This is a genomic window from Rhizobium sp. 01L419 (genome assembly GCF_056400025.1).
Genome location: NZ_JBFTSM010000009.1, coordinates 174,546 through 195,792, shown reverse-complemented (window position 1 = coordinate 195,792; position 21,247 = coordinate 174,546). Strand labels below are relative to the sequence as shown.

Below are 21,247 nucleotides of genomic sequence, written 5' to 3'. Positions count from 1 at the left end.
TTGTTATGGCGCCGATTACTTCTGTTCGAGGTAGGTCTTGAACTTGTCGGCATAGTCCTTGTGCCAGCGCGATAGCGGCGGACGATTCTCGATGATATCGCCGATCGCCCAGGCCATACGGCGTTCGTCGACGGGGCGGGCCACGTCATTGTCGGGGCAGAGGATGTAGAAATCGCCGCGCTCCAGGCTTTCGACCATGAAATCGACTGTCTGCTCCGGCGTCCAGGCGGCTGCGGGCTTTTCCTGGCGATCGCCCTTTGTGAGGCCGGTGAAGACGAAGCCGGGGATCAATAGATGCGCGGAAATCTGTGCACGTTCGGTGTTGCGCAGCTCATGCTCAAGCGCTTCGGTAAAGACCTTCACGCCGGCTTTGGAGACGTTGTAGGCCGGGTTGCCGGGCGGCGTGGTGATGCCCTGCTTGGAGCCGGTGTTGATGATGAGGCCGGGTTCGCCATGGGCGGCCATGCCAGGGCCGAAGGTTCTGACGCCGTTGATAACGCCAAGAAGATTGACGCCGAGGATGTTGTCCCAATTGGCCTGGCCGCTGAAAATGGAGGTTTCCGGGCCGATGCCGGCATTGTTCATCAGCACATGCACCCGGCCGAAGCGCTGGATCACGGCGCGTTCGAGAGCCTCGATCTGGTCCTTCTGCGAAACGTCGGTCTCGACAGCCATCACGTGTTCCTGGCCGACGATACGCTCAAGCTCGGCGCGGGCCTCGGCCAGTCTATCGCCGCCGAGATCGGCGATCACGACGCTCATGCCGATCTTGGCAAAGTGTTTTGCAGCGGCAAGCCCGATGCCGGACGCACCACCGGTGATGACGGCAACATTGGATTTCTTGAAAATGTCTTGAATATTCGTCACGGGACGGGCCTCTCCTCGGAGCATTGTTCGGACGATGCCGAATATGGGCTCACGTTCTGCACTGTCAAACCTTATCGGGCCGGTTGCTTTCTTCGTTGCACTTGCGTCATGCGCCAATCTCGCTAAAAGTGCCGCGATACCGGGCTTTGCGGGTGTGCCGCGGCCTCTATGCAACGGACCTCATCATCATGGCATCATACAAAGACGTGAAGAAAGTCGTGCTCGCCTATTCGGGCGGTCTCGATACCTCGATCATCCTGAAGTGGCTGCAGACCGAGCTCGGCGCCGAAGTCGTCACCTTCACGGCCGATCTCGGCCAGGGCGAAGAGCTGGAACCGGCGCGCAAGAAGGCCGAGATGCTCGGCATCAAGGAGATCTATATCGAGGATGTGCGCGAGGAATTCGTGCGCGATTTCGTCTTCCCGATGTTCCGCGCCAATGCCGTCTATGAAGGCGTCTATCTGCTCGGCACCTCTATTGCCCGTCCGCTGATCTCCAAGCACCTGATCGAGATCGCCAAGAAGACCGGTGCCGATGCGATCGCTCACGGCGCCACCGGCAAGGGCAATGACCAGGTTCGCTTCGAGCTTTCGGCCTATGCGCTGAACCCCGATATCAAGATCATCGCCCCGTGGCGCGATTGGTCCTTCAAGAGCCGTACCGACCTGCTCGAATTTGCCGAAAAGCATCAGATCCCGGTCGCCAAGGACAAGAAGGGCGAGGCTCCCTTCTCCGTTGACGCCAACCTTCTGCACTCCTCGTCGGAAGGCAAGGTCCTGGAAGATCCGGCGGTTGAAGCGCCTGAATACGTGCATATGCGCACGATCTCGCCGGAAGCTGCGCCCGACAAGGCGACCACCATCAAGGTCGGCTTCCGCAAGGGTGATGCCGTCTCGATCAACGGCGTCGAGATGTCTCCTGCGACGCTGCTTGCGGCGCTCAACAATTACGGCCGCGACAATGGTATCGGCCGCCTCGACCTCGTCGAAAATCGCTACGTCGGCATGAAGTCGCGCGGCGTTTACGAGACCCCCGGCGGCACGATCCTGCTCGCAGCGCATCGCGCCATTGAGTCGATCACGCTCGACCGTGGCGCGGCGCACCTGAAGGACGAGATCATGCCGCGTTATGCCGAGCTGATCTATTACGGTTTCTGGTTCTCGCCGGAGCGAGAGATGCTGCAGGCTCTCATCGACAAGAGCCAGGAGCATGTCGAAGGTGAAGTGACGCTGAAGCTCTACAAGGGCAATGTCATGGTCACTGGCCGCGAGAGCGAAAAGTCGCTCTATTCCGATAAGCTCGTCACCTTCGAAGACGACCAGGGCGCCTACGACCAGAAGGATGCGGCYGGCTTCATCAAGCTCAACGCGTTGCGTCTTCGCACGCTCGGCAAGCGTAACCTGAAGAAGTAAGCCATATCAAAGCGATCTCAAAAAGCCCGCCGGCTCTGCCGCGCGGGTTTTTCTTTGCCGTGCTGCTGGCAGTTGTAAAGTCTTGACGCGATAAGGGTATCGCATAAGCTGGGCCTGTCATCACCGGAGCATTTCCATGCCGCTATCCCTGCTTTTCGGCGCCTTCCTGGCAGCGCTTTTTTATGTGCTCATTCCCGGCCCGGCCTTTCTTCAGCTTCTCGGGATCGGCGCCGGTCAGGGGCGCAAGGCAGGCGCCTTGTTCATGATGGGCCATCTCGTCGGCGACATCATCTGGTCGGGACTGGCGCTGGTTGCGATCGTCGGAGCCAAGACGATTGGCACCTTCGTATTCGATCTGCTCGGCCTTGCCTGCGGTTTCTATCTCGCCTGGATCGGCTGGAGCGCCGTCAATGCCAAGCCGAAGGCCGAGGGGCAGGCGCTGATGGTGGTGGAACGGCCGTTCAGGCGCGGGTTGATCTTCGGCGTGACCAATCCGAAAGGCTATCCGGTGGCGCTTGCGACCTTCACGGCACTGGTGGCCGGTTCGGCGAGCGCGCTCGATTTCCAGGCCTTGCCGATGCTGCTCAGCATTTCCTTTGTCGGTTTCGTCACTGCTGACATCATCCTGATCGGCATCATCGGCGCCGGCGTCGTACGCCGTTTCTACCGAGCGCATGAACGACTGATCGTCCGTTGTTCGGGCGTACTTTTCATGGGCTTTGCCGTGCAAGCGCTGTGGCACGCCACACCCGGCTTGCTCGGTTGGCGAAAGGCCTGATCAGGCCTCGTTGACGAGAAAGCCTACGACCGAATTCAGCGTCTGAACCTCATTCGGATCGCCGATCGACATGGCGATCTGAAGCTGGTTGCGATAGTAGTCGAGGAAGTTGAAGCTCGTGCCGTCAGTAACGTTGGACAAGTCGATGACATTGCCGAGCGGATCAATCGCGTGCATCGGCAGCGGTTCGGATATTGCGGCAAACGTATTCTGATCGATCAGGCCGTTGTCGTAGCCCTGGCGCGCATAGCTGCGCAATTCACCCGGGCTGACGGCTGTAAAATCGAGCGCCTGCCTGTTGTCAGAGTCTTCGATTTGGAATGAACCTTGGGCGACAGTCGGCTTCGGCTCAATTGTAATATCAGCGGTCTTCGAACTTTTTGCGTTATTATTGGGATTATTTTTGAATAGCAAACTCTGAGAAGACCGCACGGAAAAGATTTCCATACGCATGTCCTCTTACATGAAGATTAAAGTGAAACTAGCGTCTCGGCGTGATTCGCGTCAATCGTTAACGATTGGTTAATTTTTATGTATCAATTCTTGCCCCCAAGATTTAGTCGGGCGAGCAAAAGTCCAGGTCAACCACATATCAATTCTGTGATGACCTTCCTATATTACCGATCCACTTGCCGGCATAAAGGACTTTCATATGTCTTCTCCCAGTCAATTCAATCAGGCGCTTGTCAACTGGAATGGCCTTCATGGCCTGCCGCGGTTTGATGCGGTCGCCGATGGCGATTTCGCTGACGCCTTCGAGTCGGCACTTGCCTCGCACGAAAGAGAGATCGATGAGATCGCGGGCAACAAGGAAGAGCCGACTTTCGAAAATACGGTCGTCGCGCTCGAACTCGCCGGGGATGCGTTGTCGCGGGTTTCCGCGCTTTTCTGGAACCGGGCAGGTGCTCATACCAATGATGTCATTCAGGCGCTGGAGCGGGAAATATCGCCGAAGATGTCCCGGCATTATTCGAAGATCGGCATGAATGCGAATCTCTTCAAGCGCATCGATAGGCTCTGGGAAAAGCATGAAAGCCTCGGTCTGACGCTGGAGCAGACGCGTGTGTTGGAGCGGCACTGGAAAGGTTTCGTCAAATCGGGTGCCAAACTGCCAAAGGCCGAACAGGAAAAGCTGGCGGCAATCAACGAAAAGCTCGCCGGCCTCAGCACCAGCTTTGGGCAGAATGTGCTGGCCGACGAGAAGGGCTGGGCGCTGATCCTTTCGGACGAGGCGGAGCTTGCCGGCATTCCCGATTTCCTGCGCGACGCGATGGCAGCGGCTGCCCGCGAACGCGGCGAGGAGGGCAGATATGCCGTGACCCTCTCGCGCTCGATCATCGAGCCCTTCCTCACTTTCTCGGAACGGCGGGATCTCCGCGAGCAGGCCTTCAGGGCCTGGGTGGCGCGTGGCCAAAATGCCGGGGCGACCGATAACCGCGGGATCATTCGCGAGACGCTTGCCCTGCGCGATGAGGTGGCGAAGCTTCTCGGATACGGCAATTTCGCCGAACTGAAGCTCGACAACACGATGGCGAAGACGTCTGATGCGGTGAACGATCTGCTGCGGGCCGTCTGGGCCAAGGCGGTAAAACGCGCGCATGAGGAAGAAGACGATATCGCCGGCCTGATCGCTGCAGAGGGCAAAAACCACGACGTCATGCCGTGGGACTGGAGGCACTACGCGGAGAAGATCCGTGCGCAGCGGTTCAATTTTTCCGAGACCGAGCTGAAGCCCTATCTGCAGCTGGAAAAGATCATCGACGCATGCTTCGACGTGGCCGGCCGGCTGTTCGGCATTCGCGCGGTGGAGAAGAAGGGGATCGCAGCCTATCATCCCGATGTACGCGTCTTCGAGATCCGCGATCGCGACGATAAGCTGGTCGCACTCTTCCTCGGTGATTATTTCGCCCGGAGCTCGAAGCGCTCGGGCGCCTGGATGAGCTCCTTCCAGTCGCAGCATAAGCTGACGCTGAAGGACGGCCATCACGGCGAGCTGCCGATCATCTACAATGTCTGCAACTTCGCAAAGCCCGCAGAAGGCAAGCCGGCGCTGCTTTCGCTCGATGATGCGCGCACGCTGTTTCATGAGTTTGGTCATGCCCTGCATGGCATGCTCTCCAACGTCACCTATCCCTCGGTCGCCGGCACCGGCGTCTCGCGTGATTTTGTGGAATTGCCCTCGCAGCTCTACGAACACTGGCTGACGGTCCCGGCCATCCTCAAGGAATATGCCGTGCATTTCGAGACCGGTGAGCCGATGCCGCAGGCATTGCTCGACAAGGTGCTGGCAGCCCGCACCTTCAATTCCGGCTTCAACACGGTGGAATTCACCTCCTCGGCGCTGGTCGATATGGCCTTCCACACGCGCGACAAGGTAAAGGATCCGATGGCCGTGCAGGCGGAAGTGCTTGCGGAGATCGGCATGCCGAAATCGATCGTCATGCGCCACGCCACGCCGCATTTCCAGCATATCTTCTCCGGTGGTTATTCGGCCGGCTACTATTCCTACATGTGGTCGGAAGTGCTCGATGCCGATGCCTTCGCCGCCTTTGAGGAAACGGGCGACGCCTTCAATGGCGAGATGGCGCGCAAGCTCAAGGAGAATATCTATTCGGTTGGCGGCTCGGTCGATCCGGAAGATGCCTACAAGGCGTTCCGCGGCAAGCTGCCAAGCCCGGATGCAATGCTGGTCAAGAAGGGACTTGCGACCTTCGAGGAATTGACAGGCAGCGACGCTTAAGACAATTTGATGACATAGATTAAAGCGGCATGGTAAAAGCCATGCCGCAGCTTTCGCGTGCCACCCCCTTTCGCAATCGCGAAAAAAACGGTATGAGCGCGCCAAACGTAAATGGCGCGTCCACTAAGCGTAGCGCCCCAGCCTCAGAGATTATGACAAATGGCACTTCGCAACATCGCGATCATCGCGCACGTTGACCATGGCAAAACCACCCTCGTCGACGAGCTTCTGAAACAGTCCGGCTCGTTCCGCGAGAACCAGCGCGTCGCAGAACGCGTGATGGACTCGAACGACCTTGAAAAAGAACGCGGCATCACCATTCTCGCCAAGGCGACCTCGGTGGAATGGAAGGGTGTCCGTATCAACATCGTCGACACCCCCGGCCACGCCGACTTCGGCGGTGAGGTCGAGCGCATCCTGTCGATGGTGGATGGTGCGATCGTTCTGGTCGACTCTTCCGAAGGTCCGATGCCGCAGACGAAGTTCGTCGTCTCCAAGGCGCTGAAGGTCGGCCTTCGCCCGATCGTCGCGATCAACAAGATCGACCGTCCCGACGGCCGCCACGAAGAAGTCATCAACGAAGTCTTCGACCTCTTCGCAAATCTCGACGCGACCGACGAGCAGCTTGACTTCCCGATCCTCTATGGTTCCGGCCGCGACGGCTGGATGAACGTCAATCCTGAGGGACCGAAGGATCAGGGTCTTGCTCCGCTTCTCGACCTGGTGCTCAAGCATGTGCCGGAGCCGACTGTCGAAGAAGGCCCGTTCCGCATGATCGGCACGATCCTCGAAGCCAACCCCTTCCTCGGCCGTATCATCACCGGCCGCATCGCATCGGGCTCGATCAAGCCGAACCAGGCCGTCAAGGTTCTCGGCCAGGATGGCAAGCTGATCGAAACCGGCCGAATTTCCAAGATCCTGGCTTTCCGCGGTATCGAGCGGACGGCGATCGACGAAGCACATGCGGGCGACATCGTCGCGATCGCTGGCCTCTCCAAGGGCACTGTCGCTGATACTTTCTGCGATCCGGCCGTTTCGGAAGCCATGAAAGCGCAGCCTATCGATCCGCCGACCGTCACCATGTCCTTTATCGTCAACGACAGCCCGCTGGCGGGCACCGAAGGCGACAAGGTGACGAGCCGCGTCATCCGCGATCGTCTCTTCAAGGAAGCAGAAGGCAACGTCGCCCTGAAGATCGAAGAAGCCGAAGGCAAGGATTCGTTCTACGTATCCGGTCGCGGCGAACTTCAGCTTGCCGTTCTCATCGAAACCATGCGTCGCGAAGGCTTCGAGCTTGCCGTATCGCGTCCGCGCGTCGTGATGCATAAGGACGAAAGCGGCCAGCTTCTGGAGCCGATCGAAGAAGTTGTCGTCGACGTCGACGAAGAACATTCCGGCGTCGTCGTGCAGAAGATGTCGGAGCGCAAGGCCGAAATGGTCGAGCTGCGTCCGTCAGGCGGCAACCGCCTTCGCCTGCGTTTCTATGCACCGACCCGTGGCCTGATCGGCTATCAGTCGGAATTGTTGACGGATACGCGCGGCACGGCGATCATGAACCGTCTGTTCCACGACTACCAGCCCTACAAGGGCGTGATCGGTGGCCGCGTCAACGGCGTGCTGCTCGCCAACGCTTCCGGCGAAGCCGTCGCCTATGCGATGTTCAACCTGGAAGATCGCGGCCCGATGATCATCGAGCCGGGTGAAAAGGTTTATGCCGGTATGATCATCGGCATCCATTCGCGCGACAACGATCTTGAAGTGAACGTGCTCAAGGGCAAGCAGCTGACCAACATCCGCGCTGCCGGCAAGGACGAAGCTGTGAAGCTGACGCCGCCGATCCGGATGACGCTTGATCGCGCTCTCTCCTGGATCCAGGACGACGAGTTGATGGAAGTGACACCGAAGAACATTCGTCTGCGTAAGATGTATCTCGACGCGAACGACCGCAAGCGTTTCGAAAAGTCGAAGGCAGCCCTCTGATAGCCTAGAGGAACTCTTAAAACCCCGGCCCTCGCGCCGGGGTTTTTTATTGTGCGCTGCGTCGATTCCTTCTTGTGACAATCGTTAAAAAAGCGTTAAATTTTCTCTGTCGTCCACATATCAAGTCTGTGGGCAATCGATCACGTTGCGGTCGCCGCAGATGGTTAATTGCCTCCAGCGGGACCAGAGTAAGCGTTATGAAGACGTTGTCGATTGATGTCCGGCGGGCCGAACCGCATGATGCCCGAGCCATATCGGAAGCCCATCGGCTTTCCTGGCAGCATACTTATGCGGGCATCATTCCGCATCGCGCTCTCAGCCACATGATTGAGCGCCGCGGGGAGACCTGGTGGCGCAAAGCGACACGTGGCCCGGCAACGCTACTGGTTCTCGACGTGGCAGGCACCGTGGCGGGCTATGCCACCCTTGGCCTCAACCGTGCCCGTGCGCTGCCGCAGGAGGGCGAAATCTATGAGCTCTACCTGCGTCCGGAATATCAGGGCATCGGCCTCGGCAAGATGCTTTTCGGCGAGGCCCGGCGACTTCTGAAATCTCTCGGCTGCAACGGCATGGTCGTCTGGTGCCTGGAAGAAAACGAGACGGCCGCCAGCTTTTATCGCGACCATGGCGGGATCGATTTCTGCGAGGGCATAGAAAATTTCGACCATAAGCAGATCAAAAAGATCGGCTTCATCTGGAATTGATAACGGCTTCGCAACCGCGCCATTTGATACAGAAAATATTCCACTTTTGAGTGTCCTCGCATATTAAGCATTGCTTGCGAGGCATGTTGCGTTGCGAGATGAAACCGATTAACTGGCTTCGACGCAATTCAATCTCGCGGGAGTTTCCTATGCGCATCGATGCCGTTTCAATCGGTAAGAATCCACCTGAAGACGTCAACGTTATCGTCGAGGTTCCCGTCGGCGGTCATCCGATCAAGTACGAAATGGACAAGGAAGCCGGTACGCTGGTTGTCGACCGCTTCCTCTACACGCCGATGACCTATCCGGGTAACTACGGCTTCGTACCGCACACGCTTTCGGAAGACGGCGACCCGATCGACGTGCTGATCGCCAGCACCCGCCCGCTGGTTCCGGGCTGCGTCATCAACGTTCGCCCGATCGGCGTCCTGAAAATGGAAGACAATTCCGGTAAGGACGAGAAGATCATCGCCGTTCCGTCGCCAAAGCTGACGCAGCGCTATGACAAGGTGAAGGATTACACCGACCTTCCCGAAATCACGCTGAAGCAGATCGAGCACTTCTTCGAGCACTACAAGGATCTTGAGCCCGGCAAGTGGGTAAAGATCTACGGCTGGGGTGATTACAAGGAAGCCGGTGAGCTTATCCTTGAGGCGATCGAACGCGCCAAGAAGGAAAAGGCCTGATCTTCAGGCCAGAAGCCTTTTGAGCTTTTCTATCAAATCCTCCGGGTCGCCATCGATCCGGAGGATTTTTTTACGCGCCGTGTCGCCGGAAGCGATGCTGACGGAGGATTTGGCGATACCGAGCGATTTGGCGACGAGCGCGATCAGCGCCTTGTTCGCCCTTCCCTTTTCCGGGACGGCGGTGACGCGCGCCTTCAGCAGCATTCCGCCTTCACCATCGGGCTCAATGCCATCGATGGCATCGCGCCCGCCATTCGGCGTCAGCCGGATGGCGAGACGGACATGATCGTCGAATTTTTTCCAGGGCCGGTTCAAACGAAGAGCGGATAGATCGTCGTCCAGAGGAAGGAGCGCAGGAAGAAGATGATCAGTAGCAGGATAATCGGAGAGATATCGATGCCGCCGAGATTGGGCAGCAGGCGGCGGATCGGGCGCAACACAGGTTCGGTGACGTTGTAGAGGAACATCCCCACCTGATTGACGAACTGATTGCTGGAATTGATGACGTTGAATGCAAAGAGCCAGGAAAAGATAGCGCTTGCAATCAGGATCCAAGTATAAATTTGCAAAGCCAAATCAATGGTTTGAAATAGCGCAATCATCGTCGTCTCCAATTCGTTGTTGACAGACATGTAGACATTGGCGACTAAACGGGCAAGTACCGTGTGGGAGAGCACGGTGAATCATGTTTAACGGCCGCTCTTACATGGCTTTTGGCGCCCGTTCCCTCGGAAAAGCTTCATGTCGCTTTCGCCTACCGGAGATCGTTTTGCCGCGTTCCGGCACCCGTCTTACACCCGCTTCTTCTTTGCGCGCTTCCTGCTTTCCTTTTCGCAGCAGATCGTCAGCGTCGCAGTCGGCTGGCAGATGTATGACCAGACAGGGAGCGCAATTTATCTCGGCCTCATCGGGCTTGTGCAGTTCCTGCCGTCCCTCGTGCTGATCCTTGTGACCGGCTCCGTGGCCGACCGGCACAATCGCCGCGCCATCGCCTCGATCTGCTCGTTTGTCGGCGCGCTCTGCACGCTGGCGCTTCTGGCGATGACGCTTACCGGCACCTTTTCGCCGATCCCGGTCTTTGCCGTGCTGCTGATCTTCGGCATCGAGCGCGCCTTCATGACGCCGGCCGTACAATCGCTTGCGCCGAACCTGGTGCCGGAGAAGGATCTCTCCAACGCGATCGCCTGGAATTCATCTTCATGGCAGCTTGCGGCAATTACCGGTCCTGTCATCGGCGGCCTGCTTTATGGCATCAGCGCGTCGACGGCCTATACCACCGCCGTCATCTTCTCGGTACTCGGTGCGATCCTCCTCTACACGATCCCCAAACCGCCGCAGAAGACGATCGGAGAGGCCAGGAACTGGGACATGATCCTTGGCGGTTTTCGCTATATCCGGGAAGAGAAGGTGGTGCTCGGGGCGATTTCGCTTGATCTCTTCGCCGTCCTGCTCGGCGGCGCCACCGCGCTGATGCCGATCTTTGCGCGTGACATTCTAACACTCGGGCCTTGGGGCCTCGGTCTGCTTCGCTCGGCGCCGGGCGTGGGCGCCATCATCATGGCGATCTTTCTCGCCGCCTATCCGCTGAAGCATAAGGCAGGGATCTACATGTTCATCGGCGTGGCACTCTTCGGCCTCGGCACGATCGTGTTCGGCCTGTCGACGAATACCGAGGTCTCGATTGCTGCGCTCGCCATCATGGGGGCAGCAGACATGATTTCCGTCTATGTCCGCGAAAGCCTGATCGCGCTCTGGACGCCGGACCATTTGCGCGGCCGCGTGAACGCCGTCAATACAGTCTTCGTCGGTGCTTCCAACGAGCTTGGAGAATTCAGGGCAGGCACCATGGCTTCGGTCTTCGGCGCCGTCCCGGCCGTCATCATCGGCGGTGTCGGCACGCTCGCCGTTGCCGCGATCTGGGCAACCAGTTTTCCGAAGCTCAGGAAGATCGATACGCTGGACGCGCCTACGCGGAAAGCGGCGTAGCGGCTTCAGTCGCTATCGACTTGCCTTCGAAGACGATGTCCAGAAAGCCATCGAGCCAGGCTCTCAGAGGTGCATCGAAAAGCATGCGGCCTTCCAGATGCTCGCGTCCCTGCTGCGCATTCGGCAGGATGAAGCGCTGGGCGCCATGAACGACCCAGCGGTGCATCATCACCCGCGTCAGCTCTGCATGGAACTGCAGGCCCCAGGCATTGCCGTTATAGCGGAAGGCCTGATTGGGATAGGCGTCGCCGGTTGCCAGCAACTCCGCACCATAGGGCAATTCAAATCCTTCCCGGTGGAAGTGATAGACCATCTTCGGCCAACGCATTAAGAGCCTGCCCTTTTCGGTCGGATGTAGCGGATACCAGCCGATCTCCGTGGATCCGTCATTGTTGGCGGCAACCTTGCTGCCGAGATTGCGGGCCAGCATCTGCGCACCGAGGCAAATACCGAGATAGGGGCGATTTTCCTTAAGCGGCACTTCCAGCCAGTCGATCTCCGCCTTGACGAATTCGTCCGGGTCATTGGCGCTCATCGGGCCGCCGAAAATCACTGCGCCGGCATGGTTCTCAAGCGTGCAGGGCAAGGGGTCGCCAAGGGCGGGGCGACGGATATCGAGATCATAGCCTTTCTGGACGAGAAGCTGGCCGACACGACCGGGGCTGGAGCGCTCCTGATGGAGAATGATGAGAATAGGGCGCCTGTCGCGTCTTATACTTCTGTCAGTCAGTGTCATCCTGCACCACCTGTGCGTCCGTAACCCTTGCGGCCGCCTCCTGCCGCTTCTGAATACGCTCACGGGAAGAAACGCCCAGGAGATCGGCAATCCGCCAGATCACGTGGTCTTCCATCTCGCTGCGCTCGCCATCGGCATAGACGATATCCCAGAGAATACCGATCAGCTCCAGACGCTGTTCGGTATTGAGATGTCTCTTAAGATCGGAGGTGAAGCGGAAATAATCAACCGCCGAGCTTTCAGCTTCAAGGCCCGCGGCTATCAAGGCATCGAGCTGTTTGCCGTCGAGCGCATATTGCTCTTTCAACAGCTTGCGCAGCCGCTTTTTCTCGCTGTCCTTGATTTGACCGTCGGCTTCCATGACCTGCATGCAGAGTGCCGCCACGGCAATCCGCGGATCATCCGGGGCAAAGCCTGCTTTGGGGCGGTCGGCGGTCAGATTCTGGAAGAAGGCCTGAAAGCGTTCGAACATGCAGTTTTCGTTCCATTTCAGAAAAGGCGGAGCCGTGTCTTGGGGTCCGGTTCCATCTTGGGGTCACGGACGCCAGGGTCATCCGGCAGGCCGCCAAAGAAAGGTTTTGGTTCGGGCGTGGCAGGAGCCCGCTGTCGGGCGGGCGGCTCGGCGGGTTTCGTCGATGCCGGCGCGAGGGGCGCAGGCCGCGCGGCTTCTGCAATCGTTGCGGCGCGTTCCAGCTCGATGATGCGGTGGTCGTTGACCACGCTTTCCGGGCGGGTTTCACGCAGTGGCGGCAGGGTCTTCAGCGCCGCCTCAAGCGGGGCGGTCGAACCTTCTTCTACCGGACCTTCGAGTTGGCCGAAGGGCGCCTTCCATTCGAAGGCATCGAGGCGGCCGGTCACCGGCGAGACCGGAAGCCATTTGTCGGACACGAAACCATCGGCGACCCAGGCCGGGTCGCGTGGTGCCTTCAGCGCCTGTGCGAGCCAATGGCGCACACGGCCCTGGTCGCCGGTTTCCGCTTCCTCGATATCCGCAAGCAGGAGGAAGGCAGCCTCGCGCGGCTCGATGCGGGCTGCAGCTTCCGCCTTGGCGCGGGCCTTGGCGAATTCCTGCGCATCGAGCGCCGCTTGAGCGACGACGAGGAGGGATTCGACATTGTTCGGCCGCATGCCTTCCAGCCGCTCGGCGCGCTTCAGGCGGTCGAGCGTGGAATCGCCGCTGCGGGCGCGCACATAAACGCTGCCGATCTCCGGATGCGGTCCAGCTTTCCATGCCTGTTCGAGGATGGAGGCTGCCCTGCGTATGCCGCCTTCGCGGAAAAGCGCCTTTGCGGCGATGAGGGCCGCGGGAACGAAATCGGCCGACAGCTTCAGCGCCTGCTGGGCATCGTCGCGGGCGCCGGCTGGATCGCTTTCAAGTTTGTCGTCGGCACGGGCGGTCAGCAGGACTGCATGAAGGCGACTGGCTTCGGCCTTTTCGACAACCTTGGCTGCCTTCTGCTGCTCCAGCAGACGGATAGCGTCGTTCCAGCGGCCGGACTGGCTGCGATATTCCAGCGTCGCCTGTGCGGCCCAGGGGAGGTAGGGCGCGTTGTCGGCGGCCTTTTCCGCATATTGGCGGGCGGCTTCGTTGGCGCCGAGACGCTTGGCTTCGAGATAAAGACCGCGCAAGCCGAGCTCGCGCGTCTCGGGATCGTTAGCCATGGCCTCGAACTTTGAGCGTGCTTCATCATAGCGGCCTTCGATGAGGGCGGCCTGCGCTTCCAGAAGATTGATCAGCGGTTCCTGGTCAGCGCGAATGAGGCCGCGCGAACGGGCGGCCATCTTGCGCGCAAGCAAGGAATTGCCCGCACCGGCGGCAATAAGGCCGGTCGACAGGGCTTGATAGCCGCGATCTCGCTTGCGGGCGCGGAAATAGCGCGTCACCGAATGCGGCGAGGTCCAGATGAGGCGGACGAACCACCAGGCCGCCATGACGACTGCGATCAGCGCGATGATGGCGCTTGCCGCGACGATGAGCCTGGTCTGGTAGATCTGGCCTTCCCAGATCAACGACAGATCGCCGGGGCGATCGGCAAGCCAGGAAAAACCATAAGCGAGAGCGAGGACGAGGAGCGCGAAGATAACCAGGCGGACCATGCTCATCCTTCCTTGCCGGTGCCGGAAACGGCCTTGGAGACTGCGCCACTGACAAGGTCTTCGACGCGGATGCGGGCCTCAAGCGATTGCTTGAAGGCGGCTGAGGCCTGTTTTGCTGTCGCTGGCAGGCTGTTCCATTCGGCCGATGCGCCGGGCAGGTCGCCGTTCTTCACCTTGTCCTCCATGCGCGCGGCAATGGCTTCTACGCTTTCGCCTTCGATATTGCCGACAGGGCGGACCGTGACCAGTGATTTGGCGCTCGACATCAGCCGGTCCGACCAGCTCTCGTTGGGATCTGGCTGGCTGACGGAATCGACGATTGCAGTTGCGACATCGGGAACTTGACGGATCAGCTCGGCGCGTGAGGGCACGCCGGTTTCGGCAAAGCCGCGCAGATCGGTTGCGGCAGGATCATCGGGCGCCACGCCTGCGAACGTATCGAGCTCGGCGGTGAAAGGTCCGCCGCGATCGATCGCGGCCTTCAGAGCTGCGGCGGCAATGGCGCGGGCGACAGCAACGTCCTCGCGCGGTTCGTTCAACTTCTTTTCGGCTTCGGCGAGGCGGTTCGACATGTCGGCGCCGTTGGAAGCCTGCTGTTCGGTGACCTGCGCAACGCTCGTCTTCAACTGATCGATCTGAGCGGTCAGATCCGCAATCTTCTGGTTGAGTGCGTTGACATCGGTCGAGCCGGTGGAGGCGCCGGATGCCGGTGCCTGAGGTGTCGCCTCGAGAGCCGCGACGCGCTTTTCAAGGGCGCTGTTATCGGCTGCAGGTGTCGGGCTGGCGGCAAGACCTGCGACCGATTGCTTGAGGCCTTCGATCTCGCCCGAGAGGTCAGCCATTTCGGCAGAGTTCGTCTGCTGGGTCGAGGAGCCCGGCAGATAACCGGCATATTGAATCGCGCCAGCGCCAAGCAGGGCGACAAGGCCGCCAAAGATGCCGGCGGCAATCAGGCCTGACGTTGCCGCAATTTTCTGCGGCGGGGCCGGCTGTACCGGTTCTGCGGGCGGAAGCTCTTTTGCAGAAGGTTCTTCCTGTGCGCTCGCGGCCCGTTCGCTCTCATGTTCCGATAGCGGTTCGCCACCAGCCTCCGCGACCGCTACTGCCTCGGCAACAGGTGCATCACCGGCGGCAGCTTGCGCAGCTTCTTCGGCAGATTTTTCGGGATCGTTTGCCGAGGCGAAGTCCTGCGCGTCCAGGTCGATCGTGACCGGTTCGTCGGAACTCTTCGAGTGGCGTGGCGGATTTCCCGATACCATGAGGTCCTCATTATCCTGCATCGCAACGAAACTAGACAGGGATGGTAATTAAGGGAAGAGGTTAGATCAAATTTGGGCGGCTAAAGCCTTCAAAGCAGCGACAAAAGGCTTTTTTCATCCGGCATCGGCGAAACCTCCAGTGCTCTTCCCAAGCTCGGCGGAATGGTCTCCGCAACAGTTTTGCTGAGGCAAATGAGACGGATTTTGGGCATTTGCAGCAAGAGCCACTCTACCTGCGGGATATGAAAGAAATTTTCGGCCGTCTGGCGAGAGTAAAAAAGAACCGCGTCCGGAGGATTGTTTGTGAGAAGTGCCGCTACGGTCTCCGGATCAGGTGCGACAGGCTCCATCCGGTAACATTCGAGCACGGAGAAGTGCCGTCCGAGTTCTACCAGTCTCGCTTCGAAAGTTTCGGCGCGCGGATTGCCGGCGAGATAGAGGAGGTCGTCAGCATTGCTTGCCCCGATCAGCTCGGCTAGCTCACGGCCGCTGCCCGACGAGGCCGTGACAGAATTGAAACCCAGCCTGCGTGCCTCATCCGCCGTCGCCTCGCCGACGGCAAAGAGGCTGCGGGAGAGGTGAGGCTGGAGTGCTGGGCCTACAGCCTCAAGCGTCCGCATGGCTTCCGCACTCGTTACGGCAACTGGCCCGGCGGTTTTTTCCAGAGCCAATCGGGCCGCTTGCGGGTCGTAAACGGGCCGAGCGAGAGGCAGCAACAACGGTTCGTGACCCAGTTCGCGCAAACGTTGAGCGGTTCGCTCGCCCGAATGCGCGGGACGGGTAACAAGCACGCGCATGTGGGCCTAGCTCCAGTCCTCGAAGAAGGTGCTGCCCGCTCTCTGGCGCACGTCCTGTCCGGCGCGGGTGCCGAGTGCTGCCGCATCGCGGCGGTTCCCGTCGATGGTGATCGCATGCTGGTGGCGACCATCCGGCGTGATGATAAGGCCGGAGAACCTGATCTGATCGCCTTCGCAAACGGCATAACCACCGATCGGCGTACGGCAGGAACCGTCGAGGGCGGCAAGAAAGGCGCGCTCGCAGGAGACCGTGTCGAAGGTCGGCGTATCGTTGATGGGTGCCAGCAGGTCGTCGATCCTGCTGTCACCAATGCGGCTTTCAAGACAGATCGCGCCCTGCGCCGGTGCGGGCGGAAAATTATCGGGGTCAAGGATATCGGTGATGACGTCGACCTTGCCGAGGCGCTTGAGGCCGGCAAGCGCCAGAAGCGTCGCATCGACCTGGCCTTCCTGCAGCTTGCGCAAGCGCGTCTCTACGAGGCCACGGAAGGTGATGACTTTGATATCCGGCCGCATGCGGCGGATGAGCGCCTGACGGCGAAGCGAGGACGAGCCGACGGTTGCGCCATGCGGAAGGTCGATCAGTTTCGGCGCGGTTCGACCGATCACGGCATCGCGGATATCCTCGCGCGGCAGATAGGCCGAGAGATAGAGACCTTCCGGCAGGGTGGTCGGCATGTCCTTTGTGGAATGCACGGCAAAATCGAGCTCGCCGGCGACGAGCTTATCTTCCAGCTCTTCGGTGAAAAGCCCCTTGCCGCCGATCTCCGCCAGCGAACGGTCGGTGATGCGATCGCCCTTGGTCGTCAGCACGACGACTTCGAACATCTCTTCCGGCAGATTATGGGCTGCCATCAGCCGTTCGCGGGCTTCGTTGGCCTGTGCGAGCGCCAGCGGGCTGCCGCGCGTACCGATCCGGAAAGGTTTTGTTTGCATCCGCTTTGATCCGTTGTTACCGGAGTTCTCGTAAACGGGTTTAACCTCTATCGCAATCAACGAACAGGTTTCATGGCTCCCTTTCTGCGCATCCTCGGCATCGAGACAAGCTGCGACGAGACCGCTGCTGCGGTCGTCGAGCGTGATGCGGATGGCCGCTCCAACGTGCTGTCGGATGTCGTTCTTTCCCAGCTGGACGAGCATAGCGCCTATGGCGGCGTGGTACCCGAAATTGCCGCACGTGCCCATGTCGAGGCGCTTGACGAGCTGATCGAGGAGGCGTTGAAGCGCGCCAATGTGTCGCTCTCGGATGTCGATGCGATCGCGGCGACATCGGGACCCGGCCTGATCGGGGGGCTGCTCGTCGGACTGATGACCGGCAAGGCGATCGCCAAGGCGGCTGGAAAGCCGCTCTATGCCGTCAATCATCTGGAGGGTCATGCGCTGACGGCGCGACTGACGGATGGACTTTCCTTTCCCTATCTGATGCTGCTCGTTTCCGGCGGCCATACGCAGCTCATCCTCGTGCGCGGCGTCGGCGAGTACGAGCGCTGGGGCACGACCATCGATGATGCGCTGGGCGAAGCCTTCGACAAGACGGCCAAGCTGCTCGGCCTTCCTTATCCGGGCGGCCCGGCGGTGGAGCGAATGGCAAAGAACGGCAATGCCGATCGTTTCAATTTCCCGCGGCCGCTGGTCGGCGAGGCGCGGCTTGATTTTTCCTTCTCCGGCCTGAAGACGGCCGTGCGGCAGGCTGCGACCGAGATCGCGCCGCTGACGGATCAGGATGTGGCAGATATCTGCGCCTCCTTCCAGAAGGCGATTTCACGCACGATGAAGGACCGCATCGGCCGCGGTCTGCAGCGGTTCAAGGCGGAGTTTGCCGATCTGCCAGAAAAGCCGGCGCTGGTGGTTGCCGGCGGCGTTGCCGCCAATCAGGAAATCCGCAGCACGCTGCAAGCGCTCTGCGACAAGAACGGTTTCCGCTTCATTGCGCCGCCGCTCCATCTCTGCACCGATAATGCGGTGATGATCGCCTGGGCGGGACTGGAGCGCATGGCGAAGGGTGTTTCTCCCGACGATCTCGATGTGCAGCCGCGCTCGCGCTGGCCGCTCGATTCAAAGGCCGAGACCTTGATCGGATTCGGAAAGCGGGGAGCCAAGGCATGAGCGAACACATCGCCGTCGTCGGATCGGGCGCTTTCGGCACGGCGCTTGCCGCTGTCATTGCGCTGACCGGGCGCAATTCAGCTGTTCTCGTCGGCCGTGATCCCTCGCTGATTGGCGATCTCAAAACCGAGCGGCTGCATGATGCGGTACTGCCCGGCATCCCGCTACCAGAATCGTTGGAATTTTCGGCTGACGCGAATGCGATCGGCAATGCCGGCATCGTGCTCTTTGCCATGCCCTCGCAGGCGCAGGCGGATGCCGCGCGGCAATATGGTCCTTATCTGTCTAAGGATGCCGTTGTGGTCACCTGCGCCAAAGGCATCGAACGGCAGACCGGTGCACTTCTGACCGACATGCTGGAGCACGAATTGCCTGATCATCCGGTTGGCGTGCTCTCCGGACCCGGCTTTGCCGCCGATATCGCCAAGGGGCTGCCGACGGCAATGGCAATCGCTGCGGCCGACATGCAGGTTGCCGAGCGCCTGGCGCAGGCGATTTCGAGCCGCACCTTCCGGCTCTATGCCTCCGACGACCGCATCGGCGTGCAGCTTGGTGGCGCTTTGAAGAATGTGCTGGCGATCGCCTGCGGCATCGTCGAAGGCAGCGGCATCGGCGATTCGGCCCGCGCCGCGCTGATTGCCCGCGGGCTTGCCGAGATGTCGCGCTTCATTGTTGCCAAGGGTGGCAATGCCGATACGGCGCGCGGGCTTTCCGGCCTCGGTGATCTGGTGCTGACGGCAACCAGCCATCAGTCGCGCAACCTGCGTTTCGGCATTGCGCTCGGGCGCGGCGAAAAGGTGGACCCTTCCCGAGGCGAGTTGGTGGAAGGCGCTTTTGCTGCGGCGATTGCCTCGCGGCTTGCCGAAGAGCTCGGCGTGGAGATGCCGATCACCGATGCGGTTTCAGCGATCATCGAAGGCAAGCTCGGCATATCCGAAGCCATCGAACAATTGATGACACGTCCGATTACGACCGAATAGGAGACAGACATGCTTTTCGCCCTTCTGTGCAAGGACAAGTCCGGCCATCTCAATGTGCGCATGGAAACGCGCTCGACACATCTCGATTATCTCAACAAGCTGAATGCCGAAGGCAAGCTTGCCATGGCCGGCCCGTTCCTCGATACGGAAGGCAAGCCCAACGGCAGCCTCGTGATCGTCCATGCCGAAACGGTTGATGATGCCAAGGCACTCGGCGCTGCCGATCCCTATGCACTCGCCGGCCTGTTCGAAAGCGTCGAGGTGAAGCCTTTCAACTGGGTCTTCAACAAGCCGGAGGCTTAAGCGGGATGGCGCATTGGCTTTATAAATCCGAACCCGCGGCCTGGTCCTGGGAACAGCAGAAGGCGGCTGGCGAGAAGGGCACCGAATGGACCGGTGTGCGCAACTACCTTGCGCGCAACAACATGCGGGCCATGCAGATCGGCGACAAGGGTTTCTTCTACCATTCCAATGACGGGCTGGAGATCGTCGGTATTGTCGAGGTTTGTGCGCTCTCGCATCCGGATTCGACGGCGAAGGGCGATCCCAAATGGGATTGCGTCGATATCCGCGCCGTCATGGATGTGCCGAAGCCTGTGACGCTGAAGGACATCAAGGCAAATGAGAAGCTGTCCAAGATGTCGCTGGTCACATCGATGCGGCTTTCCGTGCAGCCGGTGACGGAGGACGAATGGGCCGAGGTTTGCCGCATGGGCGGTTTTGACAACTCGCCGCGCTGAGCAGCTTTGAAGACCGACCCGGAAAGCTTCATCCGCGCCAATACCAGCCTGATTGCGCCGCCGCATGTGCCGGAAATCCGGCTGTACCTGGCCAGCGAAGCCCATGAGCTCTGGCTGAAGACGGAAGAGGAGCTTGAGGCGATCGGCCTGCCGCCGCCTTTCTGGGCATTTGCCTGGGCGGGCGGGCAGGGGCTGGCGCGCTATGTTCTCGATCACCCCGAAACGGTCGCAAGAAAGCGGGTGCTCGATTTTGCAAGCGGTTCGGGACTGGTCGGAATTGCAGCAAGCAAGGCTGGCGCTGTCAAAGTGATGGCCGCGGATATCGATCCATGGTCGCAGACGGCGGTGCGCCTGAATGCAGCCGCTAATTCGGTCCTGCTGGATTTCGACAGGACCGATCTTATCGGGCGAGACCTCGATGTGGATGTCGTGCTCGCCGGCGATGTCTTCTACGACAGGGCTTTCGCCGAAGCGCTGGTTCCGTGGTTCGAGACGCTCGCAGCCGAGGGCAAGGACGTGCTGGTCGGCGATCCCGGGCGCGCCTATTTGCCAAAGGACAGGTTGGAATTCTGCGCCGTCCATGAAGTGCCCGTCACCCGGGCGCTTGAAGACAGCGAGGTCAAGAAGACGACGGTCTGGCGATTCAGGCCTTAGGGTCGGATGACACAGACATTGGCCTCATAAGAGCAGGGGTCATCGGCAATACCGACATCGATGATCTTGGCCTTCGGGGCAAGGTTGTGTTCCGGCGCAGCCAGACGGTAGTACCCGTCGCCGCCGACATAGGTCCCGCCATCCGTCTGATAGGCATAGGACGATCCGGCGTAGAGGCCGTTGCTCCCGTAATTCTGATCATAGCTCTGGGGCTGGGACGCAATGACGATAATGTTGTTGTGACCGTAGCGACTTGTTCCCGGATAGTTGAACTGCTTTAGAAAAGGGCTGCGTGGGCGATGGCGGATGACATTGTCGCGTGTGAAGTGCAGGCCACTATCCCAATGGGTGCGCTTGCCGAGAAAAAACCCGTCATTAAAGCCGTGATGGCGCGGAAAGCGATGATCGAAGTTGCGCTCTCCTGCTGCGGCGGGAAGTGCTGCCAGCACCGCAAGGAGGGCAAGGGTGGTCTTGGACAGACTGCGAAACATGGACCAAACTCCGAAACGCTAACAAATCGTTAACGTGAGATTGCGCCAAAAGGCGGATCTTGTCCACGCAGGCGTGCGCTCGGCCCAAAAATTGAGCGAGAGAGGCGAGTTTCCCGGCTTGAAACTTCCCGGTAACGCGAATCGATTAAATTAAAAGCAGGCTGTAATTATGCTTGTCGTCAGGGGGTTCGGTGATTAAACGTCGGGATTGATGCAACGCACACAGAATTTTGT

General features: G+C 59.8%; 23 protein-coding genes. 12 read left to right on the top strand and 11 right to left on the bottom strand.

The window, feature by feature from the left end:
• Positions 1-15: 15 nt before the first annotated feature.
• A complete protein-coding gene (locus tag AC1DUP_RS19265; protein ID WP_113308713.1) occupies positions 16-867 on the bottom strand; it encodes an SDR family NAD(P)-dependent oxidoreductase in 852 nt (283 codons plus the stop codon).
• 188 nt (positions 868-1,055) lie between these two features.
• On the opposite strand from AC1DUP_RS19265, the gene AC1DUP_RS19260 reads away from it, so the two are divergent.
• Both AC1DUP_RS19260 and AC1DUP_RS19255 read left to right on the top strand, forming a co-directional pair.
• Positions 1,056-2,279: an argininosuccinate synthase gene (locus AC1DUP_RS19260; protein ID WP_113308730.1), complete on the top strand. Its 1,224-nt coding sequence runs from the start codon at positions 1,056-1,058 to the stop codon at positions 2,277-2,279.
• A 136-nt stretch (positions 2,280-2,415) separates the two neighbouring features.
• The gene (locus AC1DUP_RS19255; RefSeq protein WP_113507218.1) at positions 2,416-3,057 is read left to right on the top strand and encodes a LysE family translocator; all 642 of its coding nucleotides are present in this window, start codon (positions 2,416-2,418) and stop codon (positions 3,055-3,057) included.
• Here the strand turns inward: AC1DUP_RS19255 and AC1DUP_RS19250 are convergent, their stop codons facing one another.
• The gene (locus AC1DUP_RS19250; protein WP_007814507.1) at positions 3,058-3,504 is read right to left on the bottom strand and encodes a hypothetical protein; all 447 of its coding nucleotides are present in this window, start codon (positions 3,502-3,504) and stop codon (positions 3,058-3,060) included. It lies immediately after the preceding gene.
• Positions 3,505-3,709: 205 nt separating this feature from the next.
• Between AC1DUP_RS19250 and AC1DUP_RS19245 the strand changes: the two genes are divergently transcribed.
• The 4 genes from AC1DUP_RS19245 (at position 3,710) to ppa (ending at position 9,167) form a co-directional block, all read left to right on the top strand.
• Positions 3,710-5,797, top strand: a complete 2,088-nt coding sequence (locus AC1DUP_RS19245) for a M3 family metallopeptidase (RefSeq protein WP_477833819.1) — start codon at positions 3,710-3,712, stop codon at positions 5,795-5,797.
• A gap of 159 nt (positions 5,798-5,956) precedes the next feature.
• Positions 5,957-7,777, top strand: a complete 1,821-nt coding sequence (typA, locus tag AC1DUP_RS19240) for a translational GTPase TypA (protein ID WP_113299637.1) — start codon at positions 5,957-5,959, stop codon at positions 7,775-7,777.
• 197 nt (positions 7,778-7,974) lie between these two features.
• Positions 7,975-8,481 (top strand): GNAT family N-acetyltransferase, encoded by a 507-nt coding sequence (locus tag AC1DUP_RS19235; protein ID WP_113299638.1) that lies wholly within the window; start codon positions 7,975-7,977, stop codon positions 8,479-8,481.
• A gap of 149 nt (positions 8,482-8,630) precedes the next feature.
• Positions 8,631-9,167 carry an inorganic diphosphatase gene (gene ppa, locus AC1DUP_RS19230; protein ID WP_113299639.1) on the top strand — a complete coding sequence of 179 codons (537 nt, stop codon included), beginning with the start codon at positions 8,631-8,633 and terminating at the stop codon, positions 9,165-9,167.
• A gap of 3 nt (positions 9,168-9,170) precedes the next feature.
• Here ppa and AC1DUP_RS19225 read toward each other — a convergent pair whose 3' ends face one another.
• Positions 9,171-9,482, bottom strand: a complete 312-nt coding sequence (locus tag AC1DUP_RS19225; RefSeq protein ID WP_477833815.1) for a DUF167 domain-containing protein — start codon at positions 9,480-9,482, stop codon at positions 9,171-9,173.
• On the bottom strand, positions 9,479-9,799 hold the full coding sequence (locus AC1DUP_RS19220) for a YggT family protein (protein ID WP_113299641.1): 321 nt from the start codon (positions 9,797-9,799) through the stop codon (positions 9,479-9,481). The genes AC1DUP_RS19225 and AC1DUP_RS19220 overlap by 4 nt, the downstream gene beginning before the upstream one ends.
• Before the next feature lie 109 nt (positions 9,800-9,908).
• Between AC1DUP_RS19220 and AC1DUP_RS19215 the strand changes: the two genes are divergently transcribed.
• Positions 9,909-11,153: an MFS transporter gene (locus AC1DUP_RS19215; RefSeq protein ID WP_477833813.1), complete on the top strand. Its 1,245-nt coding sequence runs from the start codon at positions 9,909-9,911 to the stop codon at positions 11,151-11,153.
• Here the strand turns inward: AC1DUP_RS19215 and AC1DUP_RS19210 are convergent.
• The 6 genes from AC1DUP_RS19210 to hemC form a co-directional block, all read right to left on the bottom strand.
• Entirely contained in the window at positions 11,134-11,889 is a 756-nt protein-coding gene (locus tag AC1DUP_RS19210) for a glutamine amidotransferase (RefSeq protein ID WP_477833811.1), read from the bottom strand. The genes AC1DUP_RS19215 and AC1DUP_RS19210 overlap by 20 nt on opposite strands.
• A complete protein-coding gene (locus AC1DUP_RS19205; RefSeq protein ID WP_113299644.1) occupies positions 11,876-12,361 on the bottom strand; it encodes a tellurite resistance TerB family protein in 486 nt (161 codons plus the stop codon). Before AC1DUP_RS19205 ends, AC1DUP_RS19210 begins: the two co-directional genes overlap by 14 nt.
• 17 nt (positions 12,362-12,378) lie before the next feature.
• Positions 12,379-13,986, bottom strand: coding sequence for a heme biosynthesis HemY N-terminal domain-containing protein (locus AC1DUP_RS19200; protein ID WP_477833809.1), 1,608 nt, complete (start codon positions 13,984-13,986; stop codon positions 12,379-12,381).
• 2 nt (positions 13,987-13,988) lie between these two features.
• Positions 13,989-15,266 carry a COG4223 family protein gene (locus tag AC1DUP_RS19195; protein WP_477833807.1) on the bottom strand — a complete coding sequence of 426 codons (1,278 nt, stop codon included), beginning with the start codon at positions 15,264-15,266 and terminating at the stop codon, positions 13,989-13,991.
• A 68-nt stretch (positions 15,267-15,334) separates the two neighbouring features.
• A complete protein-coding gene (locus tag AC1DUP_RS19190) occupies positions 15,335-16,042 on the bottom strand; it encodes a uroporphyrinogen-III synthase (protein ID WP_477833805.1) in 708 nt (235 codons plus the stop codon).
• A gap of 6 nt (positions 16,043-16,048) precedes the next feature.
• Positions 16,049-16,978, bottom strand: a complete 930-nt coding sequence (gene hemC, locus AC1DUP_RS19185) for a hydroxymethylbilane synthase (protein WP_113299648.1) — start codon at positions 16,976-16,978, stop codon at positions 16,049-16,051.
• 72 nt (positions 16,979-17,050) lie between these two features.
• On the opposite strand from hemC, the gene tsaD reads away from it, so the two are divergent.
• From tsaD to AC1DUP_RS19160, 5 genes are read left to right on the top strand one after another with little or no spacing between them, the layout of a single operon-like run.
• On the top strand, positions 17,051-18,148 hold the full coding sequence (tsaD, locus tag AC1DUP_RS19180; protein WP_113299649.1) for a tRNA (adenosine(37)-N6)-threonylcarbamoyltransferase complex transferase subunit TsaD: 1,098 nt from the start codon (positions 17,051-17,053) through the stop codon (positions 18,146-18,148).
• Positions 18,145-19,128: an NAD(P)H-dependent glycerol-3-phosphate dehydrogenase gene (locus tag AC1DUP_RS19175; RefSeq protein WP_477833802.1), complete on the top strand. Its 984-nt coding sequence runs from the start codon at positions 18,145-18,147 to the stop codon at positions 19,126-19,128. The genes tsaD and AC1DUP_RS19175 overlap by 4 nt, the downstream gene beginning before the upstream one ends.
• A 9-nt stretch (positions 19,129-19,137) precedes the next feature.
• On the top strand, positions 19,138-19,431 hold the full coding sequence (locus AC1DUP_RS19170; protein ID WP_113299651.1) for a YciI-like protein: 294 nt from the start codon (positions 19,138-19,140) through the stop codon (positions 19,429-19,431).
• 5 nt (positions 19,432-19,436) lie between these two features.
• Complete coding sequence (locus tag AC1DUP_RS19165; RefSeq protein ID WP_113299652.1) at positions 19,437-19,868, top strand: EVE domain-containing protein; 432 nt, start codon at positions 19,437-19,439, stop codon at positions 19,866-19,868.
• A 6-nt stretch (positions 19,869-19,874) separates the two neighbouring features.
• Positions 19,875-20,522 carry a class I SAM-dependent methyltransferase gene (locus AC1DUP_RS19160; protein WP_477833801.1) on the top strand — a complete coding sequence of 216 codons (648 nt, stop codon included), beginning with the start codon at positions 19,875-19,877 and terminating at the stop codon, positions 20,520-20,522.
• On the opposite strand, the gene AC1DUP_RS19155 is transcribed toward AC1DUP_RS19160, so the two are convergent.
• Positions 20,519-21,013 carry a hypothetical protein gene (locus AC1DUP_RS19155; RefSeq protein ID WP_113299175.1) on the bottom strand — a complete coding sequence of 165 codons (495 nt, stop codon included), beginning with the start codon at positions 21,011-21,013 and terminating at the stop codon, positions 20,519-20,521. The two genes, AC1DUP_RS19160 and AC1DUP_RS19155, sit on opposite strands and share 4 nt — an antisense overlap.
• Positions 21,014-21,247: the final 234 nt, after the last annotated feature.

Bases quoted from the DNA above. Each gene is read 5' to 3' on its own strand.
- AC1DUP_RS19255 (WP_113507218.1), top strand. From the start codon at position 2,416: ATGCCGCTATCCCTGCTTTTCGGCGCCTTCCTGGCAGCGCTTTTTTAT.
- AC1DUP_RS19250 (WP_007814507.1), bottom strand. From the start codon at position 3,504: ATGGAAATCTTTTCCGTGCGGTCTTCTCAGAGTTTGCTATTCAAAAAT.
- AC1DUP_RS19245 (WP_477833819.1), top strand. From the start codon at position 3,710: ATGTCTTCTCCCAGTCAATTCAATCAGGCGCTTGTCAACTGGAATGGC.
- typA (WP_113299637.1), top strand. From the start codon at position 5,957: ATGGCACTTCGCAACATCGCGATCATCGCGCACGTTGACCATGGCAAA.
- AC1DUP_RS19235 (WP_113299638.1), top strand. From the start codon at position 7,975: ATGAAGACGTTGTCGATTGATGTCCGGCGGGCCGAACCGCATGATGCC.
- ppa (WP_113299639.1), top strand. From the start codon at position 8,631: ATGCGCATCGATGCCGTTTCAATCGGTAAGAATCCACCTGAAGACGTC.
- AC1DUP_RS19220 (WP_113299641.1), bottom strand. From the start codon at position 9,799: ATGTCTGTCAACAACGAATTGGAGACGACGATGATTGCGCTATTTCAA.
- AC1DUP_RS19215 (WP_477833813.1), top strand. From the start codon at position 9,909: ATGTCGCTTTCGCCTACCGGAGATCGTTTTGCCGCGTTCCGGCACCCG.
- AC1DUP_RS19210 (WP_477833811.1), bottom strand. From the start codon at position 11,889: ATGACACTGACTGACAGAAGTATAAGACGCGACAGGCGCCCTATTCTC.
- AC1DUP_RS19205 (WP_113299644.1), bottom strand. From the start codon at position 12,361: ATGTTCGAACGCTTTCAGGCCTTCTTCCAGAATCTGACCGCCGACCGC.
- AC1DUP_RS19200 (WP_477833809.1), bottom strand. From the start codon at position 13,986: ATGGTCCGCCTGGTTATCTTCGCGCTCCTCGTCCTCGCTCTCGCTTAT.
- AC1DUP_RS19195 (WP_477833807.1), bottom strand. From the start codon at position 15,266: ATGCAGGATAATGAGGACCTCATGGTATCGGGAAATCCGCCACGCCAC.
- AC1DUP_RS19190 (WP_477833805.1), bottom strand. From the start codon at position 16,042: ATGCGCGTGCTTGTTACCCGTCCCGCGCATTCGGGCGAGCGAACCGCT.
- hemC (WP_113299648.1), bottom strand. From the start codon at position 16,978: ATGCAAACAAAACCTTTCCGGATCGGTACGCGCGGCAGCCCGCTGGCG.
- tsaD (WP_113299649.1), top strand. From the start codon at position 17,051: ATGGCTCCCTTTCTGCGCATCCTCGGCATCGAGACAAGCTGCGACGAG.
- AC1DUP_RS19175 (WP_477833802.1), top strand. From the start codon at position 18,145: ATGAGCGAACACATCGCCGTCGTCGGATCGGGCGCTTTCGGCACGGCG.
- AC1DUP_RS19170 (WP_113299651.1), top strand. From the start codon at position 19,138: ATGCTTTTCGCCCTTCTGTGCAAGGACAAGTCCGGCCATCTCAATGTG.
- AC1DUP_RS19165 (WP_113299652.1), top strand. From the start codon at position 19,437: ATGGCGCATTGGCTTTATAAATCCGAACCCGCGGCCTGGTCCTGGGAA.
- AC1DUP_RS19155 (WP_113299175.1), bottom strand. From the start codon at position 21,013: ATGTTTCGCAGTCTGTCCAAGACCACCCTTGCCCTCCTTGCGGTGCTG.